The 22,533-nt window shown below is 73.9% G+C and carries 16 protein-coding genes; 6 read left to right on the top strand and 10 right to left on the bottom strand.

The window, feature by feature from the left end; all coding sequences use genetic code 11:
- Window positions 1–15 precede the first annotated feature (15 nt).
- Window positions 16–1,629 (bottom strand): methionine--tRNA ligase, encoded by a 1,614-nt coding sequence (gene metG / locus ACFVS9_RS10095; RefSeq protein WP_383113183.1) that lies wholly within the window; start codon window positions 1,627–1,629, stop codon window positions 16–18.
- Between the two features lie 147 nt (window positions 1,630–1,776).
- Here metG and ACFVS9_RS10090 point away from each other — a divergent pair, with 147 nt between their 5' ends.
- Both ACFVS9_RS10090 and ACFVS9_RS10085 read left to right on the top strand, forming a co-directional pair.
- A complete protein-coding gene (locus ACFVS9_RS10090; protein ID WP_383113260.1) occupies window positions 1,777–2,430 on the top strand; it encodes a response regulator transcription factor in 654 nt (217 codons plus the stop codon).
- Window positions 2,427–3,689, top strand: a complete 1,263-nt coding sequence (locus ACFVS9_RS10085; protein WP_383113184.1) for a sensor histidine kinase — start codon at window positions 2,427–2,429, stop codon at window positions 3,687–3,689. Before ACFVS9_RS10090 ends, ACFVS9_RS10085 begins: the two co-directional genes overlap by 4 nt.
- Here the strand turns inward: ACFVS9_RS10085 and ACFVS9_RS10080 are convergent.
- Complete coding sequence (locus tag ACFVS9_RS10080) at window positions 3,623–5,188, bottom strand: VWA domain-containing protein (RefSeq protein WP_389931315.1); 1,566 nt, start codon at window positions 5,186–5,188, stop codon at window positions 3,623–3,625. The two genes, ACFVS9_RS10085 and ACFVS9_RS10080, sit on opposite strands and share 67 nt — an antisense overlap.
- Window positions 5,189–5,479: 291 nt before the next feature.
- Here ACFVS9_RS10080 and ACFVS9_RS10075 point away from each other — a divergent pair, with 291 nt between their 5' ends.
- Window positions 5,480–7,540, top strand: a complete 2,061-nt coding sequence (locus ACFVS9_RS10075; protein ID WP_383113186.1) for a PhoX family protein — start codon at window positions 5,480–5,482, stop codon at window positions 7,538–7,540.
- 138 nt (window positions 7,541–7,678) lie between these two features.
- Window positions 7,679–8,086: an RNA-binding S4 domain-containing protein gene (locus ACFVS9_RS10070; protein WP_383113187.1), complete on the top strand. Its 408-nt coding sequence runs from the start codon at window positions 7,679–7,681 to the stop codon at window positions 8,084–8,086.
- A 242-nt stretch (window positions 8,087–8,328) separates the two neighbouring features.
- Here the strand turns inward: ACFVS9_RS10070 and ACFVS9_RS10065 are convergent, their stop codons facing one another.
- The 3 genes from ACFVS9_RS10065 to ACFVS9_RS10055 all read right to left on the bottom strand — a co-directional run bounded on the left by ACFVS9_RS10065 (window position 8,329) and on the right by ACFVS9_RS10055 (window position 10,505).
- Entirely contained in the window at window positions 8,329–8,574 is a 246-nt protein-coding gene (locus ACFVS9_RS10065) for a DUF2630 family protein (RefSeq protein WP_383113188.1), read from the bottom strand.
- A gap of 29 nt (window positions 8,575–8,603) precedes the next feature.
- A complete protein-coding gene (locus ACFVS9_RS10060; RefSeq protein ID WP_383113189.1) occupies window positions 8,604–9,545 on the bottom strand; it encodes an NADP-dependent oxidoreductase in 942 nt (313 codons plus the stop codon).
- Between the two features lie 102 nt (window positions 9,546–9,647).
- On the bottom strand, window positions 9,648–10,505 hold the full coding sequence (locus ACFVS9_RS10055) for a hypothetical protein (protein WP_389931313.1): 858 nt from the start codon (window positions 10,503–10,505) through the stop codon (window positions 9,648–9,650).
- Between the two features lie 126 nt (window positions 10,506–10,631).
- Between ACFVS9_RS10055 and ACFVS9_RS10050 the strand changes: the two genes are divergently transcribed.
- A complete protein-coding gene (locus tag ACFVS9_RS10050; RefSeq protein WP_389931311.1) occupies window positions 10,632–11,042 on the top strand; it encodes a hypothetical protein in 411 nt (136 codons plus the stop codon).
- Window positions 11,043–11,119: 77 nt separating this feature from the next.
- On the opposite strand, the gene ACFVS9_RS10045 is transcribed toward ACFVS9_RS10050, so the two are convergent.
- From ACFVS9_RS10045 to ACFVS9_RS10035, 3 genes are all read right to left on the bottom strand, one after another.
- Window positions 11,120–11,542: a universal stress protein gene (locus ACFVS9_RS10045; RefSeq protein WP_383113261.1), complete on the bottom strand. Its 423-nt coding sequence runs from the start codon at window positions 11,540–11,542 to the stop codon at window positions 11,120–11,122.
- A 93-nt stretch (window positions 11,543–11,635) separates the two neighbouring features.
- Window positions 11,636–12,295, bottom strand: coding sequence for an FMN reductase (locus ACFVS9_RS10040; RefSeq protein WP_389931482.1), 660 nt, complete (start codon window positions 12,293–12,295; stop codon window positions 11,636–11,638).
- 2 nt (window positions 12,296–12,297) lie between these two features.
- A complete protein-coding gene (locus ACFVS9_RS10035) occupies window positions 12,298–13,401 on the bottom strand; it encodes an LLM class flavin-dependent oxidoreductase (RefSeq protein ID WP_383113192.1) in 1,104 nt (367 codons plus the stop codon).
- A 542-nt stretch (window positions 13,402–13,943) separates the two neighbouring features.
- On the opposite strand from ACFVS9_RS10035, the gene trpS reads away from it, so the two are divergent.
- Entirely contained in the window at window positions 13,944–15,002 is a 1,059-nt protein-coding gene (gene trpS / locus ACFVS9_RS10030) for a tryptophan--tRNA ligase (protein WP_389931310.1), read from the top strand.
- Window positions 15,003–15,050: 48 nt separating this feature from the next.
- On the opposite strand, the gene ACFVS9_RS10025 is transcribed toward trpS, so the two are convergent.
- Entirely contained in the window at window positions 15,051–17,057 is a 2,007-nt protein-coding gene (locus tag ACFVS9_RS10025) for an NAD-binding protein (protein WP_383113194.1), read from the bottom strand.
- A 17-nt stretch (window positions 17,058–17,074) separates the two neighbouring features.
- Complete coding sequence (locus tag ACFVS9_RS10020) at window positions 17,075–21,958, bottom strand: DNA repair ATPase (protein WP_389931308.1); 4,884 nt, start codon at window positions 21,956–21,958, stop codon at window positions 17,075–17,077.
- Window positions 21,959–22,533: the final 575 nt, after the last annotated feature.

The raw sequence follows: 22,533 nt of genomic DNA, 5'->3' as shown, positions 1-22,533 counted from the left end.
CGCCGTGTGCGCCGCTTACGCGGGCTTCTCCTCCAGGCGCGGGAACAGCACCGCGCCCTTCGTCACCGTCGAACCGGCGGGCAGCCGGCCCCAGTCACCGGCGTCCTGGACCCGCTGGCCGGCCAGGGCGCCCAGGGACGCCTCGGCGCCCAGGGACTCCCACAGCTTCTGCGAGGTGTCCGGCATGACGGCGTTCAGCAGGACCGCGACACCGCGCAGCGACTCGGCCGCCGTGTACAGGATGGTCGCGAGCCTGGCCTGGCCCTCGGGCGACGTGTCCTTGGCGACCTTCCAGGGCTCCTGCTCGGTGATGTAACCGTTGACCTGCTTGACGAAGTCGAAGATCGCCAGGATGCCGCCCTGGAAGTCCAGCTCGTCGCCGATCCTGGCGTCGGCCGTGGCGACGGCCCTGGCCAGCCCCTCCTGGACCGCCCGCTCCGCGTCACCGTCGGCCGTGGCCTCCGGGAGCGCACCGCCGAAGTACTTGCCGACCATGGCCGCGACCCGCGAGGCGAGGTTGCCGTAGTCGTTGGCGAGCTCGGAGGTGTAGCGGGCGCTGAAGTCCTCCCAGGAGAACGAGCCGTCGCTGCCGTACGCGATGGCCCGGAGGAAGTACCAGCGGTAGGCGTCCACCCCGAAGTGCGAGGTCAGGTCCTGCGGCTTGATGCCGGTCAGGTTCGACTTGGACATCTTCTCGCCGCCGACCATCAGCCAGCCGTTGGCGACGACCTTGCCGGGCAGCGGCAGGCCCTGCGCCATCAGCATCGCCGGCCAGATGACCGAGTGGAAGCGCAGGATGTCCTTGCCGATGAGGTGCACGTCGGCCGGGAAGGTGGCGTCGAACTTCTCCTGGTTGGCGCCGTAGCCGACCGCGGTCGCGTAGTTCAGCAGGGCGTCGATCCACACGTAGATGACGTGCTTCGGGTCCCAGGGGACCGGGACGCCCCAGTCGAAGGTCGAGCGGGAGATCGACAGGTCCTGAAGGCCCTGCTTGACGAAGTTCACGATCTCGTTGCGGGCGGACTCGGGCTGGATGAAGTCCGGGTTGGCCGCGTAGAACTCCATGAGCTTCGGGCCGTACTCGCTCAGCTTGAAGAAGTAGTTCTCCTCCTTGAGGAGCTCCACCGGCTTCTTGTGGATCGGGCACAGCTTCGTGCCGTCCTCGGCCTCGATCAGGTCACCGGGGAGCTTGTACTCCTCGCAGCCCACGCAGTACGGGCCCTCGTAGCCGCCCTTGTAGATCTGGTCCTTGTCGAACAGGTCCTGCACGAACTCCTGCACACGGTCCGTGTGCCGCTTCTCCGTCGTACGGATGAAGTCGTCGTTCGCGATGTTCAGGTGCTCCCAGAGGGGCTTCCAGGCCTCCTCGACGAGCTTGTCGCACCAGGCCTGGGGCGTGACGTCGTTCGCCTCGGCCGTGCGCATGATCTTCTGACCGTGCTCGTCCGTGCCGGTGAGGTACCACACCTTCTCGCCGCGCTGGCGGTGCCAGCGGGTGAGCACGTCGCCTGCGACGGTCGTGTAGGCGTGGCCCAGGTGAGGAGCGTCGTTGACGTAGTAGATGGGGGTCGATACGTAGAAACTCTTCACGCCGTCGCCCCCTTGCTTCTCGGATCCAGTGGCCGCCATGGTCGAAATCCTAACGGTCCGTGGGAGATCCACTCACCCCGGCGAGGGCGGCCCCGGCCGCGGAGAGCTTTGCGAAACATCCTTTCCCGTACCAAAGACGCATCCTGGGAGGAGTGGGCACGCGTGCACGAGACAGGGGACAACACGATGCGGGTACTGGTCGCCGAGGACGAGGAGATCCTGGCGGAGCTGGTGGCGACCGGACTGCGGCGGGCGGGGTTCGCCGTCGACACCGTGTACAGCGGGGACGCCGCGCTCGCCTACCTGGGGCTGCACGACTACGACGTCGTCGTCCTGGACCGTGATCTCCCCCGGGTGCACGGCGACGACGTGGCCCGCAGGCTCGTGTCCACCGGCTCGCGCACCCGGATCCTGATGCTCACCGCCTCCGGGACCATGGAGGACCGGGTGGAGGGGCTCGACCTCGGGGCCGACGACTACGTCAGCAAGCCCTTCGAGTTCCCCGAGCTGGTGTCCCGGGTCCGCGCCCTGCGCCGGCGCAGCGCCCGGCCGGTGCCGCCGCAGCTGGAGAGACACGGCATCCGGCTCGACAGCGTGCGCCGAGCCGCCACCCGGGACGGGCAGGACCTCGACCTGTCGCCGAAGGAGTTCACCGTGCTGCAGCTGCTGCTGGAGGCCGACGGGGGCACGGTCAGCGCGGAGGAGCTGCTGGAGCGTGCCTGGGACGCCAACGCCGACCCCTTCACGGGCGCCGTCCGCGTCTGCATGAGCAAGCTGCGCGCCAAGCTGGGGGAGCCGGCGCTGATCCGCACCGTGCAGGGTGTCGGGTACGCCCTGTGAGCCGGCTGCTGCGACTGGTCCGGGCGACCGGAGCCGCGCAGGTCCGCCACTCGACGATCCGGATGCGGATCGCCCTCGTCTACGGCGGGGTGTTCCTGGTCCTCGGCACGGCGCTGCTGGCCACGGTCAACCTGGCGTCGCGCGCGGGCACGGACTCTCAGGCCCGCGCCATCGCCACCTCCGCCGCCGTCTCCCAGCCGGGGTTCGCGGTCAACGGTCCCCTGCACGCCCGGGGCCCCCTCGGACCGCCCACGGTCTACGACCTCACGGACGACGTCAGTGACGCCGCCAGCAGGGAACTCCTGTACTGGTCGGCCGCCGCGCTGCTCGTGATGACGGGGTGCGCGGTCGGGGTGGGCTGGTGGACGGCGGGCCGGGTGCTGCGGCCCGTCCACGCGATGACCTCGAAGGCGCGGCGGCTCTCCGAGCACACGCTGCACGAGCGGATCGCGTCGAGCGGACCGGACGACGAGCTGAAGGAGCTGGGGGAGACGCTGGACGCCCTGCTGGCCCGGCTGGAGAAGGCCTTCGACAGCCAGCGGCGGTTCATCGCCAACGCCTCGCACGAGCTGCGGACCCCGCTGGCCACCCAGCGGGCGGCGATCCAGGTCGGCCTCGACGATCCGTCGCCGGAGGACCTCGTACGCACCCGGCAGACGCTGCTGGACAACAACCGGCGCAGTGAGCGGCTGATCGAGGGGCTGCTGGTGCTGGCGCGCAGCGAGGGGGGCCTGGCGAACAGCGAGCGCACGGCGGTCGACCTGGCGCGGGTGGTGACCGAGGAGGCCGGCCGGCCCCTGACGGCGACGGAGCGTTCCCCGGCGTCCCGGCCCGACGTGACCGTCGAGGCCGAACCGTGCGTCGTACGGGGGAACCGGCAGCTGCTCGCGCAGCTGGTGGCGAACCTGCTGTCCAACGCGGTGCGGTACAACGCGCCCGGCGGCCGGGTGCGGGTGTCGCTGTCGGCGGACGGGACCCTGGTGGTCCGCAACACCGGCCCCGTGGTGGCCGAGGGGGACATCGCCGGGTTCTTCCAGCCGTTCCGGCGCGGGGAGGGGCGGGACCGGATGGGGCAGGGCTCGGGGCTCGGGCTGTCGATCGTACGGTCGATCGCGGTGGCCCACGGCGGTACGGCCACGGCGGTACCCGGCCCGGAGGGCGGGCTCGCCGTGACCGTACGGCTGCCGGTGGGTCAGTCCTCCGCGACGACTCCGCGGGCGGCGGTCCAGGCGGGCAGCCCGGCGAGCGCCTCCCGGTAGAACGTCGCGTCGGGCACCTCACGGGGGGCGGGGCCCGCGTGGAAGAACCCGGCGTTGGCGACGTCCAGCCTGCGCAGGAAGTCGAAGCCCTTCGCGTCCTCGTCGCCGAACGCGACGAACTGGAAGAACAGCGGCAGCCGGGCCGCGTCGGTGAGGGCCTGCTTGGCCGCCACCTTCGCGTCCGGGGCGCCGTCCGTCTGGAAGATCACGAGCGCCGGGCCGGTCGCCCCGGACTTCTCGTAGTGCGCGACGACCTCCTCGACGGCCCGGTGGTAGTTCGTACGGCCCAGGCGGCCGAGTCCCGCGTGCAGCTCGTCGATCCGGCCCTCGTGCGCGGTGAGGTCGACGGCGCCGGTGCCGTCGATGTCGGTCGAGAAGAAGACGACGGGCACGGTGGCGTCGGCGTCGAGGTGCGCGGCGAGCGCCAGGGCGCGGTCACCCAGGTGCTGGGCGCTGCCGTCCTTGTAGAACGGCCGCATGGAACCGGAACGGTCGAGCACGAGGTACACCGTGGCCCGCAGCCCGGTCAGGCCGTGGGCCTTGAGCGCGGCCTGCGCCGCCTTGTACGGGGCGACGAGCCCGGGCGCCGCTGACCTGACCCGGGCGAGGGTGACGGCCGGCTTGCCGACGGGGGCGGCCTTCGGCGCCGCGACGGGCCCGGCGCTCAGGGGCTCGGGGTCGGCTGCCACGGGCTCGGCGGCCGTAGCGGGGTCCGTCTCGGCGGCCACGGGCTGGGTGTCCGTGGCGGGAGCCGTCTCGGCGGTCACGGGCTCGGTGTCCGTGGCGGGGGACGTCTCGGCGAGGGGCTCGGGGGCCGCCTCCGGGGCGGTTTCCGCCATGGGCGTGGTCACCGCGGCCGGCCCGGTGGCCGCCTCGGCCTCCGGCGCGGGAGCCGCCTCAGCGGCGGATGCCTCGGTGGCCGCCTCCGCCTTCGCCTCGTCGGCGGGCGCCTGGGCAGCAGGTGCCTCAGTGGCAGAGGAATCCTCGACGGCCTCGGGAGCGGCCTCGTCCTGGGCCGCCGGCGCGCTCCGCGGGGCGGGCTCCACGGCCGTCGGCCCGTCCGTCGCGGCGGGCGCCTGGGAGGGAGCCGCTTCGGGCTCCGGCTCCGGGTCCATGTCGATCGTGATGGGGGCCGCGGCCGTCTCCGCGGCGGCGTCCTCGCCGGGCACCGCGGTGTCCGGGGACGCCTTCGCCTCCGGGGCCGATCCCTGGGCGGGAACCCGGGGCGCGGGCGTGGAGGCCGGTGCGGACGCCTTGTCGAAGGCAGCCGCCACCAGGTCGGACGCGCGTCCGCTGTCGTGCTCGGCACCGGCCGAGCGGTCCGAGGGGGAGGCCGGGGCCGGTACCGAGGCCTTCGCGGGCTCGGCCGCCGAAGCGGCGGTCTCCGGCTCCGTCTCCGTGGGCTGGGTGCGATCGGCCTGGGGAGGGACGGTGGCCGTGGCCGGCTCGTCCTGCTCCGTCCGGCCGAACACCTTGCGCAGCAAGCTCCGAATGCCCATGGGCGAGGCCTTTCGCATGAGTTGGGTGCGATAAATGTCCGTACTGCGGGAATTGATCCCTGGCCAGGGCGGATACGTAAGGTTAGCGGCCGGATCCGGCCGTTCGGTGGCGCGGCCCGCCCCCGCGTCGGCCGGGCTCCGGCCGAGCCGTCACCGGGCCCTGTGCAAGGCCCCGGACCGCCGGGAGCCCAGCGGTGTCCCGGACTTCACCCTCCGTTCACCGGCAGTCCCACGTACGGGGTGGACGCGGCCCTACCGTCACGCGTGACACACAGACGGAGGGACGAAAACATGCGCAACCTGCTGCCGCTCATCGGCTCGCACCCGGGCGGGCGCTCTGCGCTGACCTGCCGCTACCGCTGCGGTGACGCCTGCTTCCAGGAGATCCCGAACACCAGCGACAACGAGTACGCCGGCGACATCATCGCCGGTGCCCTGTCCCGCCGTTCGATGATGCGCGCCGCCGCCGTCGTCACCGTGGCCACCGCCGCCGGGACCGCCGCTCTCACCGGTCCCGCCGCGCCCGACGCCGTGGCCGCGCCGCTCGCGGGCCGTCCCGGCGGCCGGCCGGAGCCCGCCGCCCGGGGTGCCCGGGGGCTGCGCTTCGCCGCTGTGGCACCCAACAGGGACGACCGTGTCACGGTCCCGGAGGGCTACGGCCAGAACGTCGTGATCCGCTGGGGCGAACCGATCCTGCGCGGCGCTCCCGCCTTCGACCCGGACAAGCAGTCCGCGAAGGCGCAGGCGGGCCAGTTCGGTTACAACAACGACTTCCTCTCCCTGCTCCCGCTCCGCGGCGAGCGCGGCCGCCAGGTGCTGGTCGCCAACCACGAGTACACGGACGAGAACCTGATGTTCCGTGGATACGATCCGGCCAGCCCGACGCGTGAGCAGGTCGAGATCGCCTGGGCCGCGCACGGACTCTCCGTGGTCGTCGTCCAGGAGGAGAACCGCACCGGCAGGCTCGCGCCCGTCAACCGCCATCCGCTGAACCGGCGCCTCACGGTGACGAGCGAGTTCCGGGTCACCGGTCCGGCCGCCGGCAGCCCGCTGCTGCGCACCTCCGCCGACCGCACCGGCCGCACGGTGCTCGGCACCCTCAACAACTGCGCCGGCGGCACCACCCCGTGGGGCACCACGCTGCACGGCGAGGAGAACTTCAACCAGTACTTCGCCAACGGTTCCAGCGACACCGACAAGCGGTACGGCATCGGAACGGCCGCGACCGAGCGCAAGTGGGAGCGGTTCGACAAGCGCTTCGACCTGGCGCAGGAGCCCAACGAGGCGCACCGCTTCGGCTGGGTCGTCGAACTCGACCCGTACGACCCCGACTCCACGCCCCGCAAGCGCACCGCGCTCGGCCGTTTCAAGCACGAGGCGGCGCAGCCCAGGCTGACCGCCGACGGGCGTCCCGTGGTCTACATGGGCGACGACGAACGGTTCGACTACTTCTACAAGTTCGTCTCCAGCAAGCGGATGAAGAAGGGCGGCTCGCGGGCCGCCCGGGAGCACAACCTGACGCTGCTGGACGAGGGCACGCTGTACGTCGCCAAGCTGACGGGCGACTCCCCGGCCTCCGAGATCGACGGCACCGGCAAGCTGCCCTCCGACGGCGAGTTCGACGGCGGCGGCGTCTGGATCCCGCTCGCCACGGGCAGCACCTCGCACGTCCCCGGCATGACGGCCGAGGAGGTGTACGTCTTCACGCGCCTGGCCGGTGACAAGGTCGGCGCCACGAAGATGGACCGGCCCGAGGACGTCGAGCCCTCGCCGCGCACGGGCCGGGTCTACGTCGCGCTGACCAACAACACCGACCGGGGCAAGGCGGGCAAGGCCGGCCCTGACGAGGCCAACCCGCGCAACGCCAACAAGCACGGCCAGATCCTGGAGCTCGCCGAGAACCGGGACGACCCGGCCGGTGAGAGGTTCGCCTGGCGGCTCTTCCTGGTGGCGGGCGACCCGGAGGACCCGGCGACGTACTTCTCCGGGTTCCCGAAGGAGAAGGTCAGTCCCATCTCCTGCCCGGACAACGTGGCCTTCGACGACCACGGCAACCTGTGGATCTCCACGGACGGCAACCAACTGGGCTCGCACGACGGTCTCTTCGGCGTCGCGACGGCGGGTGAGCGGCGGGGTGAGCTGAAGCAGTTCCTGACCGTTCCGGCCGGGGCCGAGACCTGCGGGCCGGTGATCCAGGACCGCCGCGTCCTCGTGGCCGTGCAGCACCCGGGCGAGGTGGACGGCGCCTCCGTCGAGAAGCCCGCGAGCGCCTGGCCCGACGGGCCGGGCCGGATCGTCCGCCCGTCGGTCGTCGCCGTCTGGCGCGAGGACGGCCGCGACATCGGCGTCTGACACGGGCGAGGGCTCCGGGGGACGCGCACCTCGCGCGACCGCCCGGGGCCCCCGGCCGTCGGGGAGGGAGCCTGACCGCCGGCGGCGGCTTCGGCTCCCCGCCCCACGGCGGCGTCCCGTCGGATTAGAGTCGGAGCCATGGTTTCCGGTGAGGCGCCGCAGGCGGAGGGAAGTGTCCGGGTCGATGCCTGGATCTGGGCGGTCCGGCTGACGAAGACCCGGTCCCAGGCGGCTGCCGCCTGCCGCGCGGGACACGTGCGGGTCAACGGCGAGCGCGCGAAGCCCGCCCAGACCCTGCGCGCGGGCGACGAGGTGCGGTTGAGGCATGCGGGCCGGGACCGGATCGTGGTCGTGTCCAGGATCGTGAAGAAGCGTGTGGGCCCGCCGGTGGCGGCCGAGTGCTTCGTCGACAACAGCCCGCCCCCGCCGCCCCGCGAGACGGCGGTCCAGGTCCCGGTCCGTGACCGGGGCGCGGGCCGCCCGACCAAGCGGGACCGCCGTGAGATGGAACGCCTCCAGGGCCGGGGCGGCCCCGCCGGAGACTGACGACCGGGCCGGCGGCGCGCGGATCCGTCGTGGGGCGGACAGGCCGTCCCGGGAGCCGCCGCTTCCGGCGCGCGTGATCCGGGGCGGGGCCTGAGCGCTGGCCCGTGGCCGTCCTCGACCGGCTCCGCACCGCAGGAGCGCGGTGCGCCGCTCGGCTGAGGGGGTCCCGCACCGGTCGCACCCGGGCGGTCCGGGGATACTGCCGGGCCCATGCGGGACCGGTGCGACGCGGACGGCGCCCCTCAGCTCTGGTACCCCTCCACCTCGCCGGCGGGCCGCACCCGCGCCTCCCCGGGGTCCTCGCCGTACTCACTGAGGGCCCGCCGCTGGCGCAGCAGGTCCCAGCACTGGTCCAGCTGGACCTCGACCTCGCGCAGCCGGATCCGCTCGTCGGCCGAGAGGCCCAGTTCCGCGGTGGAGCGGGCGCGCAGGGCGCGCTCCTCGGCGATCAGCCCGTCGATGTCCTCGAAGATGTCCTGGTCGGCCATGGGTCTCTCCCGTTCCTGTACGTCGTGCGTCAGACGGCGAAGACGGTCTTGCCGCGGGCCCCGCCCGCGCGGTTCTGGGCGAGCGCCTGCGGCGCCTTCTCCAGGGGGAGCTCCATGTCGATGGGCACCACGAGCTCCCCGCGTGCCACCGCCGAGACCAGATCGTCCAGCAGCGCGGCGCTGGGCGCGATCCGGAAGGCGGACCGGGCGACGCCCCGTGCCACCGCGGCGCCCCGCGTGGTGACCGCGACCCCGCCGTCGCGCAGGAGGGCGGCGTACGCGGCGAACGAGGCGGGGTCCGTGGAGACGAGGTCCACGAGCGCGTCCACGCCCCCCGGGCACAGGGCGCGCACCGCGGCCGACAGCGCTTCGGGTCCGGCGGTCGTGTCGACGGTGGCGGTGGCGCCGAGCGCCCCCATCCGCCGCCCCTCGTCCCCCCGCACGGCCGCGACGACCGCTGTCCCCCGGGCCGCCGCGAGCTGGGTCAGGAAGCTTCCCACCCCGCCGGTCGCCCCCACGACGAGCAGACCCGGTCCGCGGCCCGGGGCGATCCCCGACAGGATCTGCGCTGCCGCGGTCCCGGCGGTCGGCAGCGCCGCGGCGGCCTGGAGCGGCACGTCGCGCGGGACCAGGGTGATCGGGGAGTCCTGGGGCACGCACAGGTACTCGCCGTACGACCCGCAGGGCCCGGGGGGCGGCGCCGTCACCCGGCCGAAGACCTGGTCGCCCACCCGGAACCTGTTGTCGCCGCTGCCGATCATGTCGACCCGGCCCGCGAAGTCGGTGCCCAGGACGAGCGGGAAGACGGCCGGGCCCGCGTCGTCCCCCGCGCCGTCCGCGGTCTGCCGGTCGAGCGGGTTGAGCGCCGCGTACTCGACCTTCACCCGGACCTCCCCGGCCCGGGGGCCGGGTTTCGGCAGCTCGACGAGTCGGGGCTCCGCACGGAACGCGCTCACGGCGATGGCTCGCATACGGCAGACCTCCCAGTCGCCCCCGCCCACGACTCCCACTGTCGCCCGGCCCACCCACCCGCGCACGTCGGGTCCTGGGCACGGGAGGGCCCGCCCCGGGGCCTACCCGCGCCGGGCCGCCAGGGACCGTCCCACCACGCCGCCGACCGCCAGCACCGCCCCCACGAGCAGCACGGTCCACGCCGTCGTACGCAGGGAGGCGGTCAGCGCGTCGTACACCGCGGCGGCCGCGTTCCGGTCGGTTCCCGGCACCTGGTCCAGCACCTGGTTCCGGCCGACGGCGACGGCGAGGCGCAGCAGGGCCGCGCCGAGCACCAGCCCGCCGCCGGCCACGGCCGCGGTCGTCGGACCGGCGCGCGGGCCGCCGCGCACCGACGCGAGGCCCAGCACCAGGACGAGCAGGACCACCGTGCCGACGGCCGGCCAGACGCCGCAGTACCGCAGCCACCGGAAGGAGGAGCGCAGTTCGTCGGCGCGGTCGGCGGAGAGCACGGTGACCGAGGTCCGGTGGACCGGGATCTGCTCGGCGAACGGGACGCCGTCGTCGACCAGTTCCTTCTTGACCTCCTCGATCACGGGCGCCAGGTCGATGGTCACCGCCTGCCCGCTCTCCCCGTGCAGCGAGGCGGTCACGGCGCGGTGGGCCGCCCGGTTCGCGCTGTCCCACACGTGCTGGAAGGCCTCGGTCCCGGTGAAGGACAGGGCGGTCTCGTGCAGGAACCGCCCCACGGTCTCCTGGAGCGGCCCGACGTCGATGTTCTTCAGCGCCTCGTCCGTGACCAGGGTGGCCACGGTGTTCCGTACGTCCTCGTCGGAGGCCAGCGGGGAGACCGTGGCGAGATAGCGGTCGGTGTCGTCGAGCTCCAGGTCGACCCAGGCCGAGAGCGCGCTCAACGGCACCAGCACGGCGAGCACGACGAGCAGCACCGCCGACAGGGCCGCTGAGAGAGAGGTGCGCACAGGCCCCAGCCAATCCCGTGCGGCGGCGGGGCGCCGCCGCCCGTACGCCATTCGAGTTGCCGGGCGGCCCGGGCGGGTGTGCGCTGGGTGTACGGACACGGGGGCGGACGGAAGGAGCTGTGCGCCATGGCCACACACGCGACGATGCCGACGCGCCGCCGCAGGCAGGTGAGCACCCCCGCGCACCACGGGCCCAGCGCGCTGAGCTGGGCGGTGCCCGTCACGCTGGGCGTGATCCTCGGATTCTGGGCCTTCTTCATCAAGCGGGACGGCGGAGCGACCACCAACGGCCAGATCTGGCTCGGAGTCGTGTCAGGGGTGGCCTTCGCCGTGCTCTGCTACGCACTCGTGCGGGTCCGGTGGGCCCTGCCGCGCGAACTGCGCGCCGCGGCGTACGGAGTGCTGACCGGGGGTGCGGTCGGCTTCCTCTACAGCCTCCACGGCAACAGCGTGCTGGCGTCGAGCCTGCTCGGGCTGCTGCTGGCGGCGGGGATGACCTGCACGATGTTCTACGCCTACTACACCCGCGAGGACTGACCCGGCCCGCCGCCTCGCACCACGACGGGCGGGCCCGCCGGCGTACCGGTGGGCCCGCCCGTCGTGGTGGCCGGTCCTCAGTCGCGGACGACGGTGACCGGGCAGGTCGCGTGCTGGGTGACGTGGAGGCTGACCGAGCCGAGCAGGGTCGCCTTGAAGCCGCTGTAGCCGCGGGCCCCCACGACCAGCAGGTTCGCGCCCCTGGCGCGCTCCAGCAGCGAGAGGGCCGGGTTGCCGATCACGACGATCTTGTCCACCGCCGCCGCTCCCTCGGCGCCGAGGGCCTCCTCCAGTGCCTCGGTGAGCGCCACGCTCGCCACGGCCTGCGGGTCGAAGTCCTCCGGCATGCCCGGCATCAGGGACCCCCAGCTGGTGGCGGGGTACTCCCAGCTGTTGACCGCCTCGACGGTGTCGCCGGTCAGCTCGGCCTGGCGTACGGCCCAGCGCAGCGCCTTGATCGAAGCGTCCGATCCGTCGACGCCCACGACGATCCTGCCCATGTCTGCCTCCAGCTGCTCGAACATTTACGGCATACAGCCACCAACTCTAGTCAAACGGAACGTCCGGGGGCCGTGCGGCCCCCGGACGTCCGGTCAGCCGGCGCGCAGCTCCGCGAGCTGCTGCTCGAACGGGACGACCGCGTCCTCGCCGTCGTCGAGCGTGAGGGTGCGTGAGGCCCCCGAGACGGTCCGCCCCGTGACGGCCGAGGCGAGCTCGCCGCCCGCACGGCGGATCCGGGAGGGCAGTCCCTCGGTGTACTCGTCGCCGTGCGAGCCCCAGTCCTCCGACGCCGCGTACACGGAGGTCGGCAGGACGACGGCCCGCAGGTAGGCGAAGAGCGGGCGCAGCGCGTGCTCCAGGACCAGCGAGTGGCGCGGGGTCCCGCCGGTCGCCGCGATGACGACGGGCTTGCCGGTCAGCGCGGTGTTCTCGACCAGGTCGAAGAAGGACTTGAACAGCCCGCTGTACGAGGCGGTGAACACGGGGGTCACCGCGATCAGGCCGTCCGCCCCGGTCACCGCGTCGAGCGCCTTCCTCAGACCGGCCGCCGGGAAGCCGGTGACCAGGTGGTTGGCGATGTCGACGGCCAGGTCGCGCAGCTCGACGACCTCGACCTCGACGGCGCGGTCCTGCCCGGCCGCCAGCCGTTCGCGGGCGGCCTCGGCGAGCCGGTCGGCCAGCAGCCGGGTGGACGAGGGGCTGCTGAGTCCGGCGGCGACGGCGACGATCCTCAGGGGTGCCGTGGCGGGCATGGTCATCGGAGCTCCTCGGGGTCGGCGGCGGCAGCCGCGCGGGCGGCGGCGACCGCCGGGTGGACGGGGGCGTCCGGCACTCCGGCCGGGCGCAGGCGGGCGAACTCCTTGCGCAGGACGGGCACGACCTCCTCGCCCAGGATGTCGAGCTGTTCCAGGACCGTCTTCAGCGGCAGTCCCGCGTGGTCCATCAGGAAGAGCTGGCGCTGGTAGTCGCCGACGTCCTCACGGAAGGACAGCGTCCGCTCGATGACCTCCTGCGGAGAGCCCACGGTCAACGGGGTCTGCTGGGTGAAGTCCTCCAGCGAGGGCCCGTGGCCGTAGACCGGCGCGTTGTCGAAGTACGGGCGGAACTCCCGCACCGCGTCCTGCGAGTTCTTCCGCATGAACACCTGGCCGCCGAGGCCCACGATGGCCTGCTCGGCGGTGCCGTGGCCGTAGTGGGCGTAGCGGCGCCGGTAGAGGTCGACCATCTTCCTGGTGTGCTCCATGGGCCAGAAGATGTTGTTGTGGAAGAAGCCGTCGCCGTAGTAGGCGGCCTGCTCGGCGATCTCCGGGGAGCGGATGGAGCCGTGCCAGACGAACGGCGGGACGCCGTCCAGCGGGCGCGGGGTGGCGGTGAAGGACTGGAGCGGGGTGCGGAACTTCCCCTCCCAGTCGACGACGTCCTCGCGCCACAGCTGGTGGAGCAGGGCGTAGTTCTCGATCGCGAGCGGGATGCCCTGCCGGATGTCCTTGCCGAACCAGGGGTAGACCGGCCCGGTGTTGCCGCGGCCCATCATCAGGTCGACGCGGCCGTCGGCCAGGTGCTGGAGCGTGGCGTAGTCCTCGGCGATCTTCACCGGGTCGTTGGTGGTGATCAGCGTGGTGGAGGTCGAGAGGAGCAGCTTCTCGGTGCGGGCGGCGATGTAGCCGAGCGTGGTCGTCGGCGAGGACGGGACGAACGGCGGGTTGTGGTGCTCGCCGGTCGCGAAGACGTCCAGGCCGACCTCCTCGGCCTTGAGCGCGATGGCGAGGGTCGCCTTGATCCGCTCGTTCTCGCTCGGCGTCGTACCGGTCGTGGGGTCGGTGGTGACATCCCCGACGGTGAAGATCCCGAACTGCATGGCGCCCGCCTCCAAAAGTGTTGAGCGAGGTTGGTTGAACGTTGAACTATGTGAACACACCCTACAACGGAGCACCGGCTTTCTCTATTCCGCCCCCGTTCAGGGAGGCCCCCATGTCCGCTCCGCTCGACGTGGACGGGGCCCGTGCGCGGCCGCCGCGCCAGGGTGACCGGCGAGCGGGAGCGCACGCCGGAGGGAGCGCGGCGCCGGGCTGCCCGTCCTCGCGGCGCGTCTCTCGCCATGCTCCTCCTCCGCGCGGGCGCACACATCCCGCGCGGGCGGACACGCCGACCGGCGGCATGCGCCGCCGCCCCCGTAGACGTCCCCGGGCCGTGCGGTCACGGCGGCCGGGGGACCCGTGCGCGTTACACTCGGCGCCATGACCTCCGTACCGTGCCGGAACCGGTGGCGCTCCTCCTAGGAGCGGCCACCTTCATCTGCGCGGAACCAGGGCCGTTCGACATGGACGGCCCTTTCCGCTGCCCCGGCGCCCCCGCGGTGGGCCGTCCTCCACGTGCACACCACCGGCGAGGAGAGCCCCCATGACCACGACCACCGACCCGTCCGTCGCCCCTGCCCGGCGCCGCAGCGCCGAACTGGAACAGCGGCTCGCCCTGGACCCGGGCCGCTTCCGGGTCCTCACCGGGGACCGGCCCACCGGGGCCCTGCACCTCGGGCACTACTTCGGCACCCTCCACAACCGGGTGCGCCTCCAGGACCTCGGCGCTGACGTCTTCGTGCTCATCGCCGACTACCAGGTCCTCACCGACCGGGACGTCGCCGAGCGGCTCACCGAGCACGTGGAGGGGCTGCTCCTGGACTACCTCGCGATCGGGATCGACCCGGCCCGTTCGACGGTCTTCAACCACAGCGCCGTGCCCGCGCTCAACCAGCTGCTGCTGCCCTTCCTGTCCCTCGTCTCCGTCGCCGAGCTCGGCCGCAACCCCACCGTGAAGGACGAGATCGCGCACTCCCGGCAGTCCGCCGTCAGCGGGCTCATGTACACCTACCCGGTGCACCAGGCCGCCGACATCCTGTTCTGCAAGGGCGACGTCGTGCCCGTCGGCCAGGACCAGCTGCCGCACCTGGAGATCACCCGCACCGTGGCCCGGCGCTTCAACGAGCGGTACGGAGAGGTCTTCCCCGAGCCCGAGGCGCTGCTCTCCGCCGCGCCCCTGCTGCTGGGCACCGACGCGACCAAGATGAGCAAGAGCCGCGGCAACGCCATCGCCCTCGGGGCCGGTGTCGACGAGACCGCCCGGCTGATCAAGGGCGCCACCACCGACGCCGAGCGGCACATCACCTACGAACCCGGACGGCGGCCCGGGGTGTCGAGCCTGGTGCTGCTGGCCGCGCTCTGCCTCGGCCGTGAACCGCACGAGGTGGCCGAGGAGATCGGGAACGGCGGCGCGGCCGGTCTCAAACGGACCGTGACGGAGGCCGTCAACGCGCGCATGGCCCCGATCCGCGCCCGGCGGGCGGAGTACGCCCGGGACATGGGTTACGTACGGGACGTGCTGCGCGCCGGGAACGAGCGGGCGAACGCGGTGGCCGAGGCGACCCTGCGGGAGGTGCGGGACGCGATGGGGATGTTCCGCTGAGGGGCGCGCCCCGCCCCCGGAGGCACCGGCGCGCCACCCGCGCCGGTCTCAGCGGCGGGCCACGGAACGCCGGCCGCGCAGCAGCTCGGCCAGACCGCGCCGGGTCGCGGCGATCACCACCCGGTCCGACGGCCGCAGCACGTAGCCCGGGTGCAGGTCCCAGACCAGGCCGGAGGGGCGGTCGGGCCCTGCCTGGCCCGACGGGTCCAGGGGGTCGTACGGCGGTGGGGCGGCCAGGTCCGGGAGGCGGTCGGCGGGCGGGGTGGCGTCCAGGGCCAGGACCCGCCAGGCGCCCGCCCGGAACGCCTGGTCGACGGTCCTGCCCTCCAGCTGGGGGTGGCCCGCCACCTCCAGGGCCGCGAACAGCATCACCTTGCGCTCGACCGGGATCGCGCCCAGGATCTGCCGGCCCATCATGGCGACCGCGAACGACGGCGCGGCCAGGTGCGACACGGAGCGGGAGCGGGTCAGGGCCCCGGGGTGGGCCGTGCGCAGGGTGCGGTAGACGGCGGTGGCGAACTCGTCGTCGTACAGCCGCAGGGCCACCCTGAGGTCCGGCTTCACCGAGCGTGCGTACAGCGCGGCTTCGAGGTTCGTGGTGTCGACGCTGGTCAGGGCGAGCAGCGCGCGGGCCCGGCGGATCTTGGCCGCCTCCAGGACGCCCTCCTGGGTCACGTCGCCCAGGACCGTCGGGACGTGCAGGCCGCGGGCCAGCGGGATGCCGCGCGCCTCCGGGTCCTCCTCGACGACCACCACCGGGATGTCCAGTTCGCGGAGGCGCACCAGGACGCGTGTACCGATCTTGCCGAGCCCCAGCAGGACCACGTGGCCGGACAGGCCGCGCGGCGGGCGGCGCAGCGCGGAGACGTTGCGCAGCGAGCCGAACGCCTCCAGGACGGCGGCGACCAGCAGGGGCAGCAGCAGGAGACCGGCCACGCCGGAGAGCAGCTGGATGATCTGCCGGGACGAGGAGTCGGTGTCCTCGACCGCGGGGTCCCCCATCGCCAGCAGGTCCAGGAGGGTCAGGTAGGCGGCGTGCAGCGGGCTGTCGCCCGTCGTGATCACCGAGGCGACGGCCAGGGCGACGACGGCCGCCGCGACGCCCAGCGCCGACCAGCGCAGCCGGCGTGAGAACACCTGGCCGAGCGGCGCGCCCCTGCCGCCCATGCGGGTGGGGCCCCTGTCGGGCCCGGCCTGGCTGATGGCCTCCAGGACGATCGTGCCCCGGCCCGTGGCGGCGTTCACCGTCGCCAGGTCGGGCAGGAGCTGGGGGCCCTCCGCGCCGCTGCTGTCGGAGCCCTCGGCGCCGGCCGGGTCCTGGCTGGTCGAGGAGAGCAGGGCCAGGGTGCACAGCCCGGGGTCGGCGAGTTCACCGGGCCGGGGCGGGGTGCGTTCGACGGCGCGCAGGAGTAAGCCCTCGGCCTGGATCACCTTGCTGCTGCCGGTGAGCGCGGTGGCGGCCAGGGCGGGTGCGGCGGTGTCGGCGTCGGACAGGACGGTGGTGGAGGCGTCCGCCACGGCCGGGTCGAGGCCGGTCATGGAGACCGCCGCCGCCTGGTCGAGCAGGGTCTCCAGGTGCTGGCCGAGCTTGCGGTTGTAGAGCCGGATGACCAGGCGCAGGCGCGGATTGAGCCGGCGGGCCGTCAGCGCGGCGCGGATGTTGAGCTCGTCGTCGTCGTAGACGAGCGCGAGTGCGGCGGCCCGCTCGACACCGGCCTCCTCCAGCACGTCGTCGGAGGGCTCGTGGGCCTCCATGATCCGGACGGCCTCGACCCCGGCGTTCGTGTCGCCGTCCCCGCCGCCCGCCGCGTTGCGGCTCATCGCCGCGGACATCCGCCCGAACAGGGCTCCGGCACGCGCCCGCTGGGTCAGCGGCAGCTCCGGCCGGCGTGCGTCGCGGCCCGGCGGCACCAGGAGGGTGACCCGCTCCCCGTAGACGTAGCGCAGCTCCACGGCGAGCCGGCGGGCGAGGGTGTCGTCGCCGCAGACCACCATGTGGCCACTGCTCGGGGGGCGTTGGGGCTGTTGAGGAAGTGAGGACACGGAACCCAGCATGCCTTGCTCCCACCGTTTCAGTCGGGCGTATCGGTGATCATCGCGTGACGGGGACGTGGACCCGCGTCGGGACGGCGGGGGCCCGTGGCGCGCTCGATCGCGGCCTCGACGGCCTCGATCCGGTCCGCCAGCAGCCCCAGCGCCCCGACCGCGCGGGTGGCGGGGTCGCTCTCCGGGCCGCCGAGTGCCCGCACGCGTACGTAGGCGGAGGTGACCGCCGCCCGGCGCTCCGCCTGCTCCGGGGTGAGCGTGCCCCGCAGGGCGGCCAGCTTCAGCAGGTTCGACTCGGCGTCCGAGGTGAGCGTCCTGGCCTCCCCCGCGTAGTGGTCGTCGATGACGGCGGCGAGCTCGGCGTCGTTCATGACCGGCACGATCCGCTGCGCGATCCTGTTCATGTCGCGGTAGGAGCCCTGTAGCCGGAACGGCGGTTCGGTGCGCGTCGCGTCCGTCATCGCCGCCGACGCGATGTACGCCGCGTTCACCGCGAGGACCGTGTCCCGGGCGGTGAGCAGATGGCGCAGGACGGAGAGGATCCGGTCCAGTTCGGCCGGGCTGCACGGGTGTTCGAGGCGGTCCGCCCGGGCGTCTGGACCGCCGCCCCGGGCGAGGCGCACCAGCAGGTCGAGGTCGCCCCGGGAGCGGGCGGCGAGCGGGGCCAGCACCGGGTTGGCGGTCAGGGCGTTCTCCACGAAGCTCAGGGCGAAGACCTCGTCCCGGCCGCCCAGCACCTCACCGAGATTCCAGACGTCGGCCCGGTTGGCGAGCATGTCCGGAATCCGGAACCTGGCGCCGGACTCGGTGTACGGATTGCCCGCCATCACCACGGCGAACCGCTTCCCCCGCAGGTCGTAGCTGCGCGGCTGCCCGTCCCACACCCCCTCCACGCGGCGGGTGGCGTCGCAGAGCGGAATGAACTTCTGGAGCAGCTCGGGCGAGGTGTGCTGGATGTCGTCCAGGTAGAGCAGGGTGTTGCCGCCCGACTCGAACGCGAAGTTGATCTTCTCGATCTCGTGGCGCGCGGTCGCGCCGGGAGCCAGGGCCGGGTCGAGGGAGGTCACCTCGTGGCCGAGGTTCGGCCCGCTCACCTTGACCAGGACCATCCCGAGCCGCTCCGCGACGTACTCCACGAGGGTCGTCTTGCCGTAGCCGGGCGGCGACATGAGCAGCAGCAGGCCCTGCGAGTCGGTGCGCCGGTCCCCGTCGGCGGTGCCGAGCTGCTTGGCCAGGCTGTCCCCGATCAGCGGCAGGTAGACCTCGTCCAGCAGCCGGTTGCGGACGAACGCCGGCAGGGCGCGCGGGCGGTGGTCGTCCAGCCGCAGCCGGGAGCGCTCCGCCGCGACCAGGGTGGTGCGCAGCCGCTGGTAGGCACGGAAGGCCGGCACGGTGCGGGCCCTGAACGCGGCCGTACGGGCGAGCAGTTCGTCCAGCCTGACCGTCATGCGTCCCCGCACCACGCGCGGGTGGTCGCCGAGGAGGCCTTCCGCGGTCGCGGTGAGCGGCGCGTCGCGGTCGTAGCGCTCCAGCTCCGGGCACAGCTCCACGGCGACCGCCTCCGCGAGGTCCCCGTCGTCCACGTCCGAGCCGCTCGCGGCGGCGTACGAGGTGAGCCAGCCCTCCACCAGCCTGCGCCGGGCCGGGAGGTCGTCCGTCAGGGCCGCCAGGTCCTCGTCGTACGCCGAGGTGCCCACGGCGCGGCGGAACTTGTCCAGGAGCGTCCGGACCGCGGCGCTCGTGACGAACCCGGCGGGTCCGCCCGCCAGCTCCTCGAAGAGGTACTCGGCGGTGTCCTTCCCCGCCCCCATCGCCGCGGCCCACTCCTCCTGGAGCGTGGCGATGGCGGGGGCCAGGCCGAACGTGTCGCGGGCCCGTGCCAGCGACCCGGCCTGCCGTGCCCAGGACGTGCGCAGGGCGTCGTCGGCCTCGTACGCCCAGAAGAGCTGCGCCGCCGCCCGCACCGAGGACGGGAAGCGCAGCAGGCCCGCCCCGGCGAGCAGGCGCAGCAGGACGGTCAGGACGGTCAGGGCGTCCTCGTCGTGGACACCCCGCTGGTACCCCTCGTCGTACGCGGCGGCCGCCGCCTCCCGCACGAGCGCGCCGAGGTCCGCCCCGGCCAGGGCGTCCGCGCCGTGCTCGTCGAGGAGCCGGGCGGCCAGGTGCTCCGCGCGGTAGACGTCCGGGTTCTCCGAGGGCAGCAGCTGGTCCCAGTGCGCACGGGTCGCCGCGAACTCCGGGTCGGTGACGGGCGACCGGTAGTCCGTGCCGGTGAGCGCGAAGGCGACGCCGTCCCCGGACGGGACCAGGGTCAGGTCGAACGGCCGGTTCTCCACCGCGAACCGGTGGCGGCCCAGACGGATCACCGACCCGCCGTCCGCGTACAGCTCGCCCCGGTCGCGCAGGGCGCGCCCGGCCTCCTGCCGGGCCGCCTTCAGCCGGCCGTCCAGCTCCTCGGCACGCACGGGGTCGCCGAGCGCGCGCAGCTCGTCCGCCGTGCGGCGGACCTTGGCGACCATGGGGTCGGAGGCGAAGTAGGTGTGGACGGCGTCCAGATCCTCCAGCCCCGTCAGCCGCCGCGAGACCGTCTCCAGGACCCGGGCCGCGGACTCCGCGAGCCGCTCCGCGCGCCGGGCCCGCGCGTCCTGGAGTGTCTGCTTGCGGCCCGAGAACGCCTCGTACACCTCGGTGCGGCGCTCGGACAGGCGGGACAGGAAGTCGCCCGACTCCGCGAAACGGGACTCCAGGTCCTCCAGCTGGAGAAGCACCCGGGCGAGCTGCTCGTCGCAGGAGCCGGGGGAGTCGGCCGACGCGAGTGCCCCGGTGACGGCCTGCCCGAGCAGGGCGAACTCGGCGGCGAACTCGGCCTGCCCCTCCTGGGACACCAGCTCCCGGCGCCGGGCGTCGAGCGTGGCGCGGGCACGGTTGGCGCCGCCGAGGACCTCGGCGATCCGCTCCAGGACGGCCGTACGGACGGTGGCGTCGCCCATGTCCAGCCCGGCGACGACGTCCGTGACGGTCCGCAGGCCGTCCGTGAGCTCCGCCAGCCGCTCACCGGCCGACGTGGCGGCGGCGACGGTGTCCAGCGCGCCCGCGGTCGCGGCGATCTCCCCGAGGTCCTCGTGGTACCCGGCGAACGCGTCCTCGCGGGCCAGGAAGGCGACCGCCCGCTGGGCGGCCGATTCGAGGTCCCGGCCGGTCTCCTCGCTGAGGGCGGCGATGCGGTCCGTGTCGGCGTACCGCATGTCGGCGAGGGTCGCCAGGCGGCCGTGGGAGCGCCGGAGTTCGGTGAGCCTGTCCACCCACGCGGCGGCGGTGCGCGGGGACTCGCCCCGGGTGCGGCGGACCAGGGCGGTGAGCCCGGTGACCGCCTCCTCCAGTGCGGCGGCGGCCTGCGCGGTCAGCTCCTGGACCGTCCCGAACTCGGCCAGCACCTGGCGGGCGGTGTCCCGCAGTTCCCCCAGCGGTTCGGCGAGCGCGCCGAGCCCGGGGTCGGTGAGCCAGTGGTAGCGGTCGCCCGCCCGGCCGCAGTCCTCGACGAGCCTGCTGTACACGGCGGTGGTCGGCGTCATGTCCCGTACGCCGTGCGCCAGGGCCAGGCAGTCGGAGATCCCGCGCACCAGGTCGGCGTTGCCGGTACGGGCGAGCGGGCCGGTGCCGGCGGGGCGGGACGCGGCGTAGGTGTCGGAGACGTACGGGGTCCGCCACCGCTGGAGCGGGTGGACGCGGCCGGGGCCGTCCGCGCCGTCCTTGAGCAGGACCAGGGTGCCGTCGTCCAGGAGGGCGTGGCCCCGGCCGAGCAGGGGGGTGGCGACCTCCTGCCGGATCAGGTTGTAGGGGAGGAGCAGGGTGCGGTTCTCGTCGCGGGAGCGGAAGACGTACAGCACGTCCTCGCCGTTGGGCGAGCGGACCGCGCCCTCGAAGACGGGGTCGCCGAGCTCCCCGGCGGTGTCGAAGGTCCTGGTCCTGCCGGTCGTCAGGTGGTAGCCGCCGGGGAAGATGATCCCCTGGTCCTCGGGCAGCCGCCGGAGCGACGGGCCGATCGCGTCGAGGCGTACGACGGTGGACAGCAGGGTGTTGAAGACCAGGTAGCGCCAGGCCTCCTCCTTGTACGGGCGCACCCGCAGCAGGATCAGCGGCCCGGCCACGGCGTGTTCGACGGCCGCGTCGGCCAGGGACTGCAACGGCTCGTCGACGGGCTCCTCGTGGATCCCGTCGGGGGATTCCGTGTCGCCGGTGGTCCTGACCGTGAGGGTGCCGCCCAGCGTGTCCACGAAGACCGTGTCCAGGACGGAGATGTACGGGTGCCGACCGGTCACATGGGCGTCCCGCCCCGCGGGCGTCCAGTCGACGTCGTGCGAGGGAGGGAAGACGTGGTCACGGTCGCCCCGGGCGTCGAGGAAGGCGCCGGGCGCGCCGTCGGCGCCCAGCTCCCAGCGCAGGACGCGGATGTCGTCGTCGGTGTCGCCGGTACGGAACACGGCGAGCAGCCGGCCGTTGACGCGCCGCAGCCGGAGCAGCCGGGCGTCGCGGTAGTAGCGGTGCAGGCCCGCGAACTCCCGTACGAAGGACTCGTCGTCCAGCAGGCCGTCCCGTGCCTCCTCCAGGCCGGGGTCGCGCAGCACGAGCACGTCACCGACGCCGGTGTCCTCACGCGCGCCCGGGCCGCGCTCGAAGCCGAACAGGAGGCGCCCGCCCACGGCGACGAGGTCGCGGGCCACCGACGGGTGCCCGGTGCGCACCTGCTCGGTGGCGAGCAGGTGCAGCGCGGCGGAGCCGAACTCCTCGGTCCGGCGCGCGTTGAGCGCCTCGGCCCGCCTGACCAGCTCGGCGGCCTGTTCCTGGAGCCGTCGCCGGAGTACCTCGTAGGCATCCGCGTCGGCATCGGTGAGGGTGATGTCGCGGTCCATGCGTGAGGCTCCCTACGAGATGACGTCCGACGGCCGGGGCCGCCCGTGGTCCTTGGTGCTCCGGCCGGAGGCCGGGGCGTGGCGGGCCGGCGGCGCGGACCGGTCGTGGTGCGGGCCCGCCGTGGCACGGCCCGGGGTGTGCGGGCCGGTGGCGCGGGCGGGGTGGTGCGGGCGGGGTGGTGCGGTGCGGGGGTGCGGTGCGGGGTGTGCGGGTGGGGTGGTGCGGTGCGGGGTGTGCGGGCCGGCCGTGGCGTGGTGCGGGTGTGCGGGCCGGTGGCGCGGGCGGGGTGGTGCGGTGCGGGGTGTGCGGGCCGGCCGTGGCGTGGTGCGGGTGTGCGGGCCGGTGGCGCGGGTGGCGCGGTGCGGTGCGGCGTGTGCGGGCCGGTGGGTGGTGTGCTGCGGCCCGGGCGTCCCCGGCCGGTGGGCGTGGTGCGGCCCGTCGCCGGCCGCAGCGGGTGGGGTCAGGTCCCGTGCGGCCCGCTGACCGGGTGGTGCGCCCCGCCGGCCCGCTGGCCGGGTGGCCTGGCCGGCTGTGCGGGCTTCCGGCGCCCGGGGCGTCCCGGGCGCCGGAAGCC

Origin of the sequence: Streptomyces sp. NPDC058008 (assembly GCF_042886395.1) — a bacterium.
GTDB lineage: Bacteria > Actinomycetota > Actinomycetes > Streptomycetales > Streptomycetaceae > Streptomyces.
The sequence above is the reverse complement of the archived record's forward strand: the minus strand, read 5'-3'. Positions and strand labels throughout refer to the sequence as shown.

What these genes read in the sequence shown, in the direction of transcription:
- ACFVS9_RS10060 (WP_383113189.1), bottom strand. Translation starts at nt 9,545, where the DNA reads ATGCGAGCCATCGCCGTGAGCGCGTTCCGTGCGGAGCCCCGACTCGTC.
- ACFVS9_RS10045 (WP_383113261.1), bottom strand. Translation starts at nt 11,542, where the DNA reads ATGGGCAGGATCGTCGTGGGCGTCGACGGATCGGACGCTTCGATCAAG.
- metG (WP_383113183.1), bottom strand. Translation starts at nt 1,629, where the DNA reads ATGGCGGCCACTGGATCCGAGAAGCAAGGGGGCGACGGCGTGAAGAGT.
- trpS (WP_389931310.1), top strand. Translation starts at nt 13,944, where the DNA reads ATGACCACGACCACCGACCCGTCCGTCGCCCCTGCCCGGCGCCGCAGC.
- ACFVS9_RS10025 (WP_383113194.1), bottom strand. Translation starts at nt 17,057, where the DNA reads ATGCTGGGTTCCGTGTCCTCACTTCCTCAACAGCCCCAACGCCCCCCG.
- ACFVS9_RS10070 (WP_383113187.1), top strand. Translation starts at nt 7,679, where the DNA reads ATGGTTTCCGGTGAGGCGCCGCAGGCGGAGGGAAGTGTCCGGGTCGAT.
- ACFVS9_RS10065 (WP_383113188.1), bottom strand. Translation starts at nt 8,574, where the DNA reads ATGGCCGACCAGGACATCTTCGAGGACATCGACGGGCTGATCGCCGAG.
- ACFVS9_RS10040 (WP_389931482.1), bottom strand. Translation starts at nt 12,295, where the DNA reads ATGCCCGCCACGGCACCCCTGAGGATCGTCGCCGTCGCCGCCGGACTC.
- ACFVS9_RS10020 (WP_389931308.1), bottom strand. Translation starts at nt 21,958, where the DNA reads ATGGACCGCGACATCACCCTCACCGATGCCGACGCGGATGCCTACGAG.
- ACFVS9_RS10075 (WP_383113186.1), top strand. Translation starts at nt 5,480, where the DNA reads ATGCGCAACCTGCTGCCGCTCATCGGCTCGCACCCGGGCGGGCGCTCT.
- ACFVS9_RS10080 (WP_389931315.1), bottom strand. Translation starts at nt 5,188, where the DNA reads ATGGGCATTCGGAGCTTGCTGCGCAAGGTGTTCGGCCGGACGGAGCAG.
- ACFVS9_RS10050 (WP_389931311.1), top strand. Translation starts at nt 10,632, where the DNA reads ATGGCCACACACGCGACGATGCCGACGCGCCGCCGCAGGCAGGTGAGC.
- ACFVS9_RS10035 (WP_383113192.1), bottom strand. Translation starts at nt 13,401, where the DNA reads ATGCAGTTCGGGATCTTCACCGTCGGGGATGTCACCACCGACCCCACG.
- ACFVS9_RS10090 (WP_383113260.1), top strand. Translation starts at nt 1,777, where the DNA reads ATGCGGGTACTGGTCGCCGAGGACGAGGAGATCCTGGCGGAGCTGGTG.